The organism is Pseudobutyrivibrio xylanivorans, assembly GCF_010906925.1.
Taxonomy (GTDB): domain Bacteria; phylum Bacillota; class Clostridia; order Lachnospirales; family Lachnospiraceae; genus Pseudobutyrivibrio.
In genome coordinates, this window is sequence record NZ_VTVE01000005.1 from 43835 (window position 1) to 56545 (window position 12711).

The 12711-nt window shown below is 38.0% G+C and carries 13 protein-coding genes and 2 tRNA genes; 11 read left to right on the top strand and 4 right to left on the bottom strand.

What is annotated here, in order from left to right; all coding sequences use genetic code 11:
* The first annotated feature begins 146 nt into the window (after nt 1-146).
* From F0Q01_RS12785 to thrC, 5 genes are all read left to right on the top strand, one after another.
* Nucleotides 147-347, top strand: a complete 201-nt coding sequence (locus tag F0Q01_RS12785; protein WP_090155273.1) for a PspC domain-containing protein — start codon at nt 147-149, stop codon at nt 345-347.
* 12 nt (nt 348-359) lie between these two features.
* Entirely contained in the window at nt 360-575 is a 216-nt protein-coding gene (locus F0Q01_RS12790; RefSeq protein WP_090155271.1) for a hypothetical protein, read from the top strand.
* Between the two features lie 195 nt (nt 576-770).
* A complete protein-coding gene (locus F0Q01_RS12795; protein WP_163927272.1) occupies nt 771-1817 on the top strand; it encodes a helix-turn-helix domain-containing protein in 1047 nt (348 codons plus the stop codon).
* Nucleotides 1818-2071: 254 nt separating this feature from the next.
* The gene (locus F0Q01_RS12800; protein WP_090489181.1) at nt 2072-3556 is read left to right on the top strand and encodes a DUF1846 domain-containing protein; all 1485 of its coding nucleotides are present in this window, start codon (nt 2072-2074) and stop codon (nt 3554-3556) included.
* Nucleotides 3557-3708: 152 nt separating this feature from the next.
* Entirely contained in the window at nt 3709-5199 is a 1491-nt protein-coding gene (thrC, locus tag F0Q01_RS12805) for a threonine synthase (RefSeq protein WP_090489183.1), read from the top strand.
* 34 nt (nt 5200-5233) lie between these two features.
* Here thrC and F0Q01_RS12810 read toward each other — a convergent pair whose 3' ends face one another.
* Together F0Q01_RS12810 and F0Q01_RS12815 are read right to left on the bottom strand one after the other, a co-directional pair.
* Entirely contained in the window at nt 5234-6115 is an 882-nt protein-coding gene (locus F0Q01_RS12810; RefSeq protein WP_090489184.1) for a chemotaxis protein CheX, read from the bottom strand.
* 3 nt (nt 6116-6118) lie between these two features.
* A complete protein-coding gene (locus F0Q01_RS12815) occupies nt 6119-6499 on the bottom strand; it encodes a response regulator (RefSeq protein WP_090155260.1) in 381 nt (126 codons plus the stop codon).
* A gap of 198 nt (nt 6500-6697) precedes the next feature.
* On the opposite strand from F0Q01_RS12815, the gene F0Q01_RS12820 reads away from it, so the two are divergent.
* From F0Q01_RS12820 to F0Q01_RS12830, 3 genes are all read left to right on the top strand, one after another.
* Nucleotides 6698-7048, top strand: coding sequence for a hypothetical protein (locus tag F0Q01_RS12820; protein ID WP_090155258.1), 351 nt, complete (start codon nt 6698-6700; stop codon nt 7046-7048).
* Between the two features lie 76 nt (nt 7049-7124).
* On the top strand, nt 7125-7796 hold the full coding sequence (locus tag F0Q01_RS12825; protein WP_090489186.1) for a response regulator transcription factor: 672 nt from the start codon (nt 7125-7127) through the stop codon (nt 7794-7796).
* 20 nt (nt 7797-7816) lie between these two features.
* Complete coding sequence (locus F0Q01_RS12830) at nt 7817-9412, top strand: sensor histidine kinase (RefSeq protein ID WP_090489188.1); 1596 nt, start codon at nt 7817-7819, stop codon at nt 9410-9412.
* A gap of 40 nt (nt 9413-9452) precedes the next feature.
* On the opposite strand, the gene F0Q01_RS12835 is transcribed toward F0Q01_RS12830, so the two are convergent.
* Together F0Q01_RS12835 and F0Q01_RS12840 are read right to left on the bottom strand one after the other, a co-directional pair.
* Nucleotides 9453-9602: a hypothetical protein gene (locus tag F0Q01_RS12835; protein WP_163927274.1), complete on the bottom strand. Its 150-nt coding sequence runs from the start codon at nt 9600-9602 to the stop codon at nt 9453-9455.
* A 269-nt stretch (nt 9603-9871) separates the two neighbouring features.
* A tRNA-Leu gene (locus F0Q01_RS12840) sits at nt 9872-9956 on the bottom strand.
* 208 nt (nt 9957-10164) lie between these two features.
* Here F0Q01_RS12840 and F0Q01_RS12845 point away from each other — a divergent pair.
* From F0Q01_RS12845 to F0Q01_RS12855, 3 genes are all read left to right on the top strand, one after another.
* On the top strand, nt 10165-11529 hold the full coding sequence (locus F0Q01_RS12845; protein ID WP_242941875.1) for an MBOAT family O-acyltransferase: 1365 nt from the start codon (nt 10165-10167) through the stop codon (nt 11527-11529).
* Nucleotides 11530-11656: 127 nt separating this feature from the next.
* The gene (locus F0Q01_RS12850; protein ID WP_163927276.1) at nt 11657-12442 is read left to right on the top strand and encodes a GDSL-type esterase/lipase family protein; all 786 of its coding nucleotides are present in this window, start codon (nt 11657-11659) and stop codon (nt 12440-12442) included.
* A 100-nt stretch (nt 12443-12542) separates the two neighbouring features.
* Nucleotides 12543-12627, top strand: a tRNA-Leu gene (locus F0Q01_RS12855).
* The last annotated feature ends 84 nt before the right edge of the window (nt 12628-12711 follow it).

Below are 12711 nucleotides of genomic sequence, written 5' to 3' on the forward strand. Positions count from 1 at the left end.
AAAATTATTATATCTATTTTGCTAAAAAAGAAAAATAGACTATATTTATTTACCTAAATAGTGATTTTTTAATGGTTCATAGGATTGTATTATTTACTTAAGAAAAACGAAAACAACCGTTTATAAGGAAAGGTGAGGTAAACATTATGAATGGTAAGAAATTATACAAGAGCAATAACAAGAAAATCTGTGGTGTATGTGCAGGTGTAGCAGAGTATTTTAATATTGATCCAACGATAGTAAGATTAATTTGGGCAGCATTTACACTTGCTGGAGGAAGCGGTATCATCATTTACATAATCGCAGCGCTTATTATGGATGATAGCCCAATAGACGTTGTTAATTAAGGAGGTATAGATATGGGTATTCTATTTTTTATCCTGTTTTTCATGATATTTGGCAAGATGATTGGATTTGCATTTAGAGCTACATGGGGAATTCTAAAAATAGGGCTTTTTATCGTATTTCTCCCTTTGATGTTAGTGGCTATGGTATTTGGAGGTCTCCTCTACATCGCATTCCCAATACTGATTATCGTAGGAATTATATCTTTGATAGCTAGCGCAGTGAAATAAGATGATAATTAGAAAGGCAGTGGACTATGGTCCGCTGCCTTTTTGCTGCTGCCATTTTTGATATAATGTAACAAAATGTAACTAGTGGTTAAAAAAATAAAACAAAAGCTAAAAGCTATTCACTACAGTTTAGCAACAGATACGGCTATAATGTGTATGTAACTGTTAATTACGAGGAGTCGAATGGAGGTATTTATGAAAATAAATGAAGTAATTCGAAAACACAGGAAAGAAAAGAATATGACTCAGGAAGAGATGGCAAATAGGCTGGGAGTTACTGCTCCAGCAGTAAATAAATGGGAGAGCGGTGCTTCAATGCCGGATATTTCCCTACTAGCCCCCATTGCCAGATTGCTGAATGTCTCATTGGATGAGCTTCTTTCATTCAAAGAGGAGCTGTCGGAAATTGAGGTATCAAGTATTATAAAAGAGATATACGAGATGTTTGATACCGAGCCAATTGAGACTGTGTATCAGAGAATCATAGAAGTTACTAAGGAATATCCTAATGCTGAGTCGCTGCTGCTTTCTCTTATTGGTATTTTTAATAGTAGGTGTGTCATTCTAGGCGTGGATAAAAATGAAGAATATGATAAGTGGATTCAAGGAAGCTATCAGAATCTATTATTTAGCCATGATGAAGAAATACGAGTAGGAGCAGCTGATGGTCTCTATGCTTTATATATTAGAAAGGAAATGTATGAGGATGCTGAGAGATGTTTGAGATATTTTTCAGCTAAGGACCCTGATAGAAAGAGAAAGTTAGCGACTATTTACTATGGCAAAGGCCAATATGAAGAGGCATATAAAACACTAGAAGCAGAGGTGCTAGCTAACTATCAGACTATGTCGGTTATGCTTCTTGAGATATTCATGGTAGCAGTGAAAACTGAAAATTTTGAAAAAGCTCAGGTGATTATTGAAAAAGAAAGTGCTTTAGCAGAGCTTTTTGAAATGGGTGAGTACCATAAAAATGCAGGAAAATTAGAGTTAGCCGTTGCTCTAAAAGATTCAAAAGAGACATTAAGACTACTGGATTGCCTTTTATCAACCACTAATACTGTTATGGATTATACAAAGTCAAAGCTATTTGAGCATATGACATTCCAGGAAGTTAATCCTACTATATTTCAGACTTTGCGTGTTAATACCCTTAAGCATTTCAGCGAGGACGATACTTATAAGTTTGTAAGAGAATCAGAGGGCTGGGAGGCATTTGAGAAAAAATGGATGACGGCATAGGAAGAAAAGTAAATATTGTAAAATGTAAAACGAGTCCCCAATATTGATTTGGAGACTCGTTTTTTGCGTCGGCTTATTTAAGGGCTTTTTTCCGATAAAAGGTTACGTTAAAATATAAGAGTTATAATGTGAAATTTAAGCAATTGGTAGTTGATTCGAAAAAGTTATATGGTAAGATTATAAAGTCAATTGCTTAATGAGATATTTTGAGCATTTTGAACCTATAAAAAATAATAGTTGAGAAAGAAGAGTGTATGAGAAACATAGGATTTAGTAACGAAAAGTATACTGAGATGCAATCAAAGAGAATCAGGGAGCGCATCGATCAATTTGGAGGTAAGCTTTATCTTGAATTCGGAGGTAAGCTTTTTGATGATTATCACGCTTCTCGAGTTCTTCCAGGATTCAAGCCTGATGCAAAGATTACAATGCTTAAGGAGCTTGCTGACAAGACTGAGATTGTAATTGCTATCAAGGCTGGTGATATTGAGAAAAACAAGGTCCGTGGAGATATCGGTATTACATACGATATGGATCTTCTTAGACTTATTGATGCATTTACAAGCTATGGGCTCTATGTGGGTTCTGTAGTTCTTACTCAATTTGCTGAACAGCCTTCAGCAGTAGCATACGAGAAAAAGCTCAAGGCTTTGGGCTTAAAGGTATTCAGACACTATATTATTCCAGGCTACCCATCAAACATTCCATTTATTGTATCTGATGAGGGCTTTGGTAAAAATGATTATATTGAAACAACCAGACCACTTGTAGTAGTTACAGCTCCAGGACCTGGTTCAGGAAAGATGGCTACATGCCTTTCTCAGCTTTATCATGAATCTAAGCGTGGCGTTAAGGCTGGATATGCTAAGTTCGAGACATTCCCTATTTGGAATTTACCACTTAACCATCCAGTGAATTTGGCTTACGAGGCTGCCACAGCTGACTTAAATGATGTAAATATGATTGACCCATTCCATTTGGAAGCTTATGGTGAGACTGTTGTTAACTACAACCGTGATGTAGAGGTATTCCCAGTTCTCAAGGCTATGTTTGAGAAGATTTCTGGCGAGTCACCTTACAAGTCACCTACAGATATGGGCGTTAATATGGCAGGCAATGCAATTATTGACGATGAGGCATGTCAGAGTGCTTCAAAGCAGGAGATTATCCGCCGCTATTACGAGGCTACTGTTGCTAGAAGAAAGGGCGATGGAAGCGATTCTGCAATTCAGAAGCTTGAGCTTCTTATGGAAAAGGCAGGCATTTCTGTGTCTGATAGACCGGTAGTTGCAGCAGCCAATATCAAAGCAGATCAGACAGGTGTACCATGTGCTGCTATGGAACTTTCAGATGGCAAAATTATCACAGGTAAGACATCTGAAATGCTTGGCGCTTCATCAGCTATGATTTTAAATGCTCTTAAATACGTGGCAGAGATTCCTGATGAGGTAAAGCTTATTTCACCAGAAGTTCTTACACCTATTATGAACCTTAAGACTAATTATTTAGGAGATAACAACCCACACCTTCATTTGAATGAGCTCCTTATTGCACTTTCAATGGAAGCTATCAGCAGTGAGAATGCTAAAAAGGCTTACGATTGCCTTCCTGCATTAGATGGTGCTGAGGTTCATTCTTCAGTTATTCTTTCTTCAGTGGATGTAGGTGTATTTAAGCAGCTTGGCGTACAGCTTACATGTGAGCCTCGTTACGAAGGAAACAAGCTTTATCACAATTAATTTTCACTAAATGTTACAAAAAAACTTGCATTCCAATCCTAAAAATGCTGAATAGGACGAAAATCAAGGCCTGCAAAGAATAAATGTAGATTTTAATTCTTTAGTATGTTAAAGTATTGTGAGAAAATTAATAATCATGGAGAGGAAGAATCATGGCAGTTAAATATGTTAGTACAAGAGATGTAAATAAGCAGGAGATTACAGCATCACAGGCTATTTTAAAGGGTCTTGCAGATGATGGCGGATTATTTGTTCCTACATCTATCCCTCAGCTTGATGTTTCTTTAGATAAGCTTGCTGAGATGTCATATCAGCAGGTAGCATACGAAGTATTAAAGCTTTTCTTAAGCGATTTCACAGAGGATGAGTTAAAGCATTGTATCAATAGCGCATACGACAGCAAGTTTGACACAGAGGAGATTGCTCCACTTGTTTATGCTGATGGCGCATACTATCTTGAGCTTTTCCACGGTGCAACAATTGCATTCAAGGATATGGCACTTTCAATTTTGCCACATCTTATGATTACTTCCGCTCGTAAAAATAATATTAAAAATGATATCGTTATCCTTACAGCTACATCTGGTGATACAGGTAAGGCTGCACTTGCAGGTTTTGCAGATGTTGAGGGTACACGTATTGTAGTTTTCTATCCAAAGAATGGTGTTTCTGCTATCCAGGAGCGTCAGATGGTTACACAGAAGGGTGCTAACACTCATGTAGTTGGTATCAAGGGTAACTTCGATCAGGCTCAGACTGGTGTTAAGCAGATGTTCAATGATAAGGCACTTGCTAAGGAGCTTGATGGAGCTGGATTCCAGTTCTCATCTGCTAACTCAATCAACATCGGTCGTCTTGTTCCTCAGATTGCTTACTACGTATATGCGTATGCTAAGCTTCTTGGTGAGGAGAAGATCAAGAACGGCGAGCAGATTAATGTAGTTGTTCCTACTGGAAACTTTGGTAATATTCTTGCTGCATACTATGCTAAGAATATGGGTCTTCCAATTGCAAAGCTTATCTGCGCATCTAACGAGAACAAGGTTCTTTACGATTTCTTCACTACAGGTGAGTATGATAAGAACCGTGACTTTATCCTTACTAATTCTCCATCAATGGATATTCTCATCTCTAGCAACTTAGAGAGACTTATCTATCACATTGCAGGAGATGACGCTGCTAAGAATGCACAGCTTATGGAGAGTCTCAAGACAACAGGCAAGTACGAGATTACAGCAGACATGAAGGCTAAGCTTGATTCTTTCTATGGCAATTATGCATCAGAGCAGGAGACAGGCGAGACTATCAAGAATCTTTACGACAAGACAGGATATGTTATCGATACACATACAGCAGTTGCTTCATGTGTTTACAATAAGTACGAGAGCGAAGCTTCAGATGGCAAGACAACAGTCATTGCTTCAACAGCTAGCCCATTCAAGTTCACACGTGCGGTAATGGGAGCTATCGATTCTGCATACGAGAAGGAAGAGGATTTTGTACTTGTTGACAAGCTTTCTGAGCTTGCTAAGGTAGATGTTCCTAATGCAATCGAAGAAATCAGAAGCGCTGCAGTACTTCACGATACAGTAGTAGAAGTTGCTGATATGTGCTCAGAGGTTAAGAGATTCCTCGGAATTTAATAATATTAAAAAAAGAGCCCTTAGGGCTCTTTTTTTAGTACGAAACAATTAAATGAACAATTCCAAATGGATACGCGACAGGGAAGTCCACACATTTGTTAACTCCCATTAGTACACCTTCTTCGGTAATCTCTGGTGGTGCCAGTTCTATATTTTTAGATTGCTGGTTTGATACATTTACAATATACAGACCGTTGTGTAGATTTAGGAAATCCTCAAGGGCTGCAATTACATATTCATTGAATTCGCTGAAATCCTCTTTTGCATATCTTGATGCGAAAGCGATGGCAGTTTCTCTATCACAGTCAATATGTGTGATGTAATCTCTGTCTCCGATCACAGCTTGCGATACTCCAAATGTAATTGGATACTCGTCCACAATCATTGGTGTGAGAGGAGAGAAATCCTCGCCAATAAAGCGAATCAAACTGTTAAACATAAGCTCCAAGTACATTACGTTTAAATCGTTAGCAGGCATTTCTGCCATGAGGAAAAACTTTTCAATTATGGATTGAACTATTCCGCTATTTTCGACATCAAGCTCCAAATCATATAATTCATTGTCAGCTTTATAGTCGAAAATTATTCGTTCCAAATCCTCATAGCTGATAATTCCATCTTCTACGAGATTCTGGCCCAATAGAATATAGTCTGGAGTTTGCTTAGATAGCAAATCTGAGACATTTTCTTCGGATAAATATCCACGTGCTACAGCAATTTCTCCAAATCGTTTATCTTCACGAGTTTGAATATAGAGACACTCGTCAACTTCATTAGCAGTCATCAGACCTTCGTGGATTGCAATCGTACCAAGCTTGATGTGTGACTGTGAAAGACGAGCCATTGCATTAAAGAGCTGGTCTCGTGTGACTATGCCCTTTTGTAGCAAATAATTCCCTAAGAATTGTGTAAACATAAATTATTTTCCTCCAAGACGCAGTTCAATAATTTCGCTAATTTGGTTTTTTTCAAAAGGCTTCTGGATGAAATCCTTCGCGCCTAGTTGAATAGCCTTTTTTAGCTGATCTTGTGTACCTACAGAAGATACGATGATGATTACCGCATCTTGATCAAATGCCTTAATTTCTGAAAGTGCTTCGTTGCCATCTTTCTCCGGCATAACTATATCCATAAAAACAATGTCGGGTTTCTCTTTCTTGTAAAGTTCGATGGCTTCGGTACCATTCCTGCCTTCCAGGAAAATAGCGCCGTCTGCAATTTCCTTTACGGCATCCATAAGCTGTTTTCTAGCAAGAACTGAATCGTCGCAAATTAATATTTTCTTATTGGTGATGTCCATAAGCCTACCCTCCTACAAAGTATAAATTAATAATACAATAACAATAGGTTTAATTCAAACGAATTTGCTGATAACTTGTGAATAATTAATGAATTGAATGGAAATTTACAAAAGACATTTAGATAGTTGTTTTTTATAGAATTAGCATAGGAAAAAAGCTATAATTAACTAAAAAATAATTGAGAGGTTTTATGTGTTATGGGAATGAATTTTATGTTGATTATTGATATCGTGGTTTTAGCTCTTGGAGCGTATCTTGTTTTTTCTGGAATCAGATATTACAAGAAGGGCGATGTGGATAATATGCTTATTACAGCAGAGGAGAGAGCTAGAGTTTCAGATATTCAGGGATTGTCAAAATATCTCATGCCAAAGTCAGCAATTTTTGGCGCATTTTGCGTTGTGTTTGGTATTCAGGGCGTATTAAGCGATTCACAGAAGGTGGTATTTCCAAAGGCTGTCAATGCTGCATTCTTACTTGCCTTTGTAGTTGTTTGGATTATTTTTTCCTATGTAATTCGCAAGGCTAAAAAGACATATATTCACTAAAAAATTTATTTTACATCACCTAGAATTCACATTGAGGAGCGAAAATGCTTGATGTGATAGCATATAGGAGGCGTATATGAAAAAAATATTGGTAGTTGACGATGAGGAAAAGATTCGTTCAATTATCCGCAAATACGGTGAGTTTGAAGGCTATTTAATTGAAGAAGCTACTGATGGTATGGATGCCATCCAAAAGGTCAGAGAAAATAGCAACTATGATGTTATTATTATGGATGTTATGATGCCTGAGTTGGATGGTTTTTCTGCCTGTACAGAGATAAAAAAGATAAAGGATATTCCTGTTATTATGCTTTCTGCTAGAGGCGAGGAGTATGATAGAATCCACGGGTTTGAAGCAGGAGTAGATGATTATGTGGTCAAGCCATTTTCTCCTAAGGAACTTATGATGCGAGTGAAGGTAGTTACTAGTCGTGTCAGGACAACTGAGGGACAGGCTGACATATTCGAATACGAGGGACTTGAGATTAATTTTACTGCAAGGACTGTATCTATCGATGGCAAGCGAATCGAGATGTCACCAAAAGAATATGAATTACTTTTTTATCTTGCGAAGAATAAAAATATTGCCCTTCAAAGAGATCAAATCATTACTCAGGTCTGGGGCTATGATTATTATGGAGACGATAGGACTCTAGATACTCATATTAAGCTATTGCGAAATAGTTTGGGGGAATATAGAAAATTGCTGGTGACACTTAGGGGTATTGGATATCGTTTTGAGACATAGTTTGGTTTTGGAGGATTCCTTTGAATAATAGTCGCTTTAGTATTAGATGGAAGACATTTTGCATATTCTTAATTTTTGCCATAGTACTTTTAGGAGTGCTGTGGCTTTTTCAGATAGTATATCTAAATGATTTCTACAAAATAATTAAAAGAAGAGAGACGGAGACTGTTCTCAGTCAGATTGAAGAGTTGGTCCGCAACAAAGAGGATGATAGCGACACCATAGAAGAAATTGCTGCCAGTCACAACCTGGGCATATTTATTACTGATAGATTTGGAAACACTTTGTACAATGCAGATTACATTCCAAATTCTCATATAGCGGGCATGCCTAGATATATTTTTGGACTTTTTTATGATACAGCCGTGGCTAATGGGGGCAAAGCTGTTGTTGAGTACAAGGGAAGCGAGATGCAAAAAGATAGCCAAGAGGGCTTCCTTATTCAGCAGTTGATTGGTAACCAAGAAAGCGTTGAGATTATTTCTGGTGCCACACCAGAGTCGGAGAATGGTGAGATTAATCAAGGTGAAGGCAGAGTTGGGTACACCATTTCTGGACGAGAGAATACAACTATATCTGAGTTTAGACAAAATATAGGTGATGATAGAGCTGAGTCTGTTATCTATGTCAGCATAGTTGAAAACGACCACAGGCAGACTGTAGTAATGATTAACTCAGTGCTTACTCCTATTGATGCCACTGTTACCACTCTCGAAGCACAGCTGAAGATGATTTCAATTATCATGGTTGTGTTTGCTTTTGTTCTTGCTGTGGTTAATTCAAAAAGTGTGTCTAGGTCTATTATCAGTCTTAATGATGGTGCCAAAAAACTTGCCCAGGGAGATTATTCTGTTACATTTGATTCAGGCGACTATATGGAGGTGGCCGAATTATCAGACACCCTTAATTACGCGGCTAAGGAATTGGGGAAAGCAGATGCGCTCCAAAAAGAGTTGATTGCAAATGTGTCCCATGACCTGAGAACGCCTCTTACTATGATTAAGGGATATGCAGAGGTTATGAGAGATATTCCAGGAGAAAATACTCCAGAAAATGTTCAGGCTATAATAGAAGAGACGGAGCGTCTGACAGGACTCGTTAATGATATGCTTGATATTTCAAAGCTAAAGGCAGGCACTATCACCATCAAACCTGCAGTTTACAATATTACTGAAAGCATTAAACATGTCCTTGAGAGATATAACAAGCTTAGAGAGGTGGATGGTTACACTATTGATTTCATCTATGATGATGAGATATATGTGGAGGCTGACGAGCAAAAGATGTATCAGGTTATTTACAATCTGGTAAACAACGCTATCAACTACACCGGTGAGGACAAAAAAGTAACGGTCCATCAGAAAGTGACGGATGGAATCCTTCGAATCGAAGTTATTGATACAGGAAATGGAGTAAAGCAAGAGGACATACCTTATGTTTGGGATAGATACTACAAGGACAAGACCACTCATAAGAGAGCGCTTCAGGGTACAGGTCTTGGTCTTTCGATTGTTAAAAATGTCTTAGAGCTTCACGGAGCCAAATATGGAGTTTCTTCTATTAGAGGTAAAGGAGCAACATTCTGGTTTGAGCTTCCAATAGTACAAGTTGATTAAAAATAAGCGCTAGCCCATATAACTGGGTTAGCGCTTTTGCTTAGCTAAAAATAGAAGATATTGCTTCTGCAATATTATGTAAAATACCATGCTTCTCTTCAAGCATCTTTTCCAAGTCCTCTTTATAGTGTCCCTCTTTGTAAGCTCTTGCAAGACGTGATTCCATTCGCTTAATGTTTTCTTCATTCATAGCAGTTACCTCCTCTTTTAAGACTATGAAACTGTGAAAACATTAATCCCCCTAAATGAAACTAGTAACTTAAGTGGTGTGTAATTAAAACTATACATCAAACCCTGTGTAGAAATAGTGAAGTAAAATGTAAGCTAATGTGAAAAAAATATGATTGACGAAGGCACACGAGGAAGACGCATATATTATGGGCCCTTCCTGCGGAAAACGGGGTGAGGTGGTATAACAAAAAAGAGCAACCAATTACTTGGTTACTCTCTTTTAAAGGATGCGGAAGGCGGGACTTGAACCCGCACGCTCGCAATGAGCACAAGATCCTTAGTCTTGCTCGTCTGCCAGTTCCGACACTTCCGCGCGACTTGATTATAATAACAAACCATCTATGCTGCGTCAAGGGATAAATGGTAATTTTTTTAATTTTTTGCAAGATTATCGAAAAGAGTCCAGCATAGGTGGCAAAACTAGCGATAATTGCCAAGATTAAACGGATTGTTGCTCAAATATGTAAAATATTTGAGATTTAAGGTATACTAAATGTGAGTTATTGTATGGGAGAATGAAAATGACCTTTTCAGATTTGAATTTTATTTTTAGATTGTTGCCAATCTTTTTAATAATATATTATCTTACACCGGCCAAATTCAGACCATGGACCTTGTTGGCAGAGAGCCTTGTTTTCTATTACATCAATGAACCTATTCTCATTGTTGTTTTAGTTGCGGGGACTTTTGTGACTTGGTGTTTCGCCAAGATTAACATCTACAGGAGATGGAAGTGGCTTTTGGCTCTTGGGATTATTCTTGATGTGTCCTTGCTAGGCTTTTTTAAGGCGTGTGGAGTGCTGAAGCTTGGCATTATTATTCCTATCGGACTTAGTTATTTTGTATTCAAGTTGATTTCATATCAGGTTGATTCTTTTAGAGGCATGATAAGTGGCACTAGCTTTATCGATTTGGCTAATTATCTTTTGATGTTCCCTCAGATTATTTCAGGTCCAATTGCTAGATTTAACTACATAATTGAGAATGACTTCTGGCGTAAGGGACAGGATAAATTTGGCGCCAGATTTTATAAAGTAATTAGCAGGATAGAGGATGGCCTTAAGTATTTTGTTATTGGTTTATTCTTCAAGGTTATTATTGCAGACCACCTGGCTATTCTTTGGAATGATATCAAGACTATAGGATATGAAAGTATCTCTACTCCACTTGCATGGCTTGGGGCATATACATATTCCCTTGATTTATATTTTGATTTCTGGGGATATTCTCTTATGGCAGCAGGTGTGGGCATCATGCTTGGATTCCCATTTATTAGGAACTTTGATCAGCCTTATTTTGCTTCTTCTATTTCAGATTTTTATAGAAGATGGCACAGTACGCTTGGAACATGGTTTAGAGACTATGTGTATTTCCCACTTGGAGGCAATCGCAAGGGTTGGTTACGCACAGCTTTTAATCTTATCGTAGTGTGGATTTTCACTGGCATTTGGCATGGAATTACTTTAAACTTTCTGATTTGGGCAGGCGTGATTTGCCTTATCATTATGATAGAGAAGTTCGTGTTATCCCACGTAAAGTGGCTTTACATGATAATTGGACGCATTAATGTTTTGGTTATTATCCCTGTTACTTGGGTGATATTTGCTATTCACTCATTCAAGGATTTGCGAATTTACCTTCTTAGACTATTTCCAATTTGGGATATCAGTATTGCGGTAAATGGAAGTGACTATATCAAGTGCTTGAAGAGTTATTGGCCATTTTTAGCACTTGGCCTATTCTTCAGTATGCCATTTGTTACTAATATTTATAAGAAACATAAGGATAATTTTCTGATAGTACTAGGATTGTTTGGATTGTTCTGGGTAGCTATTTTTAGTCTTGCAAATTCCTCTGGCAATCCATTTATGTATCTTAGATTCTAGTTTGGGGAAATATATGAAAATAAAAGGATTTTTTCTGATTAGCTTAATAATTATAAGCTCCATAGGATTGTCTGTGACGGCTTTCTACTCAAAGGACGGGATGTACTCGCCTTATTGGGGCAGTATCTTGGATAGACCTATTTTATCAACTGTTCTTACAGCAGCTGCAAATGGTGTTTATCCTTGGAGTCCAGATTCACCTGTTAAGAAGCCTCAGGCTGATGCGCAGGTTGAAAAGGAAAACAATATTAACAACAATACATCTAAGCCTGAGAGCGGCCATAATAAACCTGATACGCCAAAGGATGACAGGAAAAAGTTTACCACTGTGGATGATAGTTATTTTGAGGATGCACTGTTTATAGGTGATTCTCGTATGGTGGGACTTTCTGAGTACTGTGAGGCTCTTGACACTAGGGCTACTTTCTATGCCAAGAAGTCACTTACCATCTACGATATCCGTGATAAGGAATGGATTCAGAGCGAAGATGGGAGGAAAATTACCCTCTGGGAAGCCCTTGAGGGACAGCAGTTTACCAAAATTTATATAATGGTAGGCATCAATGAGATAGGCATTGGTGATCCAGAGTCATTTGGAGCAGCTTATAAGGAAGTTGTGGATGGAATAATGGCCAGTCAGCCTAATGCCATTGTTTACATTAACAGCATCATGCATGTTAATAAAGAAAAAAATGACAATGACGAGCTTTACAACAATACAAATATAGAAGCTAGAAATGAGGCCATCAAAAAACTGGCTGATGAAAAGAAGATTTTCTATATTAATATTAACGAGGCAGTGGATGATGAAGAGGGTAATTTGAACTCTGAATGGACCTCGGATGGAGTGCATTTGAAGGGGGCTTATTATGAGCCATGGCACCAATATTTACTGGGGCATGCAATAGTCTGAATTTTCTGATTTAGTGCGCTAAAGAAAGACACTTTAATTTGCTAAAAATCGTTGACTATTAGCGGTTCCTTTGCTATTATACTTCTTGTCGTTAAGACACGCGGAAGTGTCGGAACTGGCAGACGAGCAAGACTAAGGATCTTGTGCTCATTGCGAGCGTGCGGGTTCAAGTCCCGCCTTCCGCATCAGAAAAATAGAGCAAACACCAAAAGGTGCTTGCTCTATTTTTTTGTGCCGAAGAGTCCCTTGAACCCTGGGTCCAAGGTCTC

Excerpts from the sequence above, each read along its gene's own strand:
- F0Q01_RS12800 (WP_090489181.1), top strand. The coding sequence starts at position 2,072 with ATGAGAAACATAGGATTTAGTAACGAAAAGTATACTGAGATGCAATCA.
- F0Q01_RS12820 (WP_090155258.1), top strand. The coding sequence starts at position 6,698 with ATGGGAATGAATTTTATGTTGATTATTGATATCGTGGTTTTAGCTCTT.
- thrC (WP_090489183.1), top strand. The coding sequence starts at position 3,709 with ATGGCAGTTAAATATGTTAGTACAAGAGATGTAAATAAGCAGGAGATT.
- F0Q01_RS12790 (WP_090155271.1), top strand. The coding sequence starts at position 360 with ATGGGTATTCTATTTTTTATCCTGTTTTTCATGATATTTGGCAAGATG.
- F0Q01_RS12845 (WP_242941875.1), top strand. The coding sequence starts at position 10,165 with ATGACCTTTTCAGATTTGAATTTTATTTTTAGATTGTTGCCAATCTTT.
- F0Q01_RS12825 (WP_090489186.1), top strand. The coding sequence starts at position 7,125 with ATGAAAAAAATATTGGTAGTTGACGATGAGGAAAAGATTCGTTCAATT.
- F0Q01_RS12785 (WP_090155273.1), top strand. The coding sequence starts at position 147 with ATGAATGGTAAGAAATTATACAAGAGCAATAACAAGAAAATCTGTGGT.
- F0Q01_RS12810 (WP_090489184.1), bottom strand. The coding sequence starts at position 6,115 with ATGTTTACACAATTCTTAGGGAATTATTTGCTACAAAAGGGCATAGTC.
- F0Q01_RS12835 (WP_163927274.1), bottom strand. The coding sequence starts at position 9,602 with ATGAATGAAGAAAACATTAAGCGAATGGAATCACGTCTTGCAAGAGCT.
- F0Q01_RS12815 (WP_090155260.1), bottom strand. The coding sequence starts at position 6,499 with ATGGACATCACCAATAAGAAAATATTAATTTGCGACGATTCAGTTCTT.
- F0Q01_RS12795 (WP_163927272.1), top strand. The coding sequence starts at position 771 with ATGAAAATAAATGAAGTAATTCGAAAACACAGGAAAGAAAAGAATATG.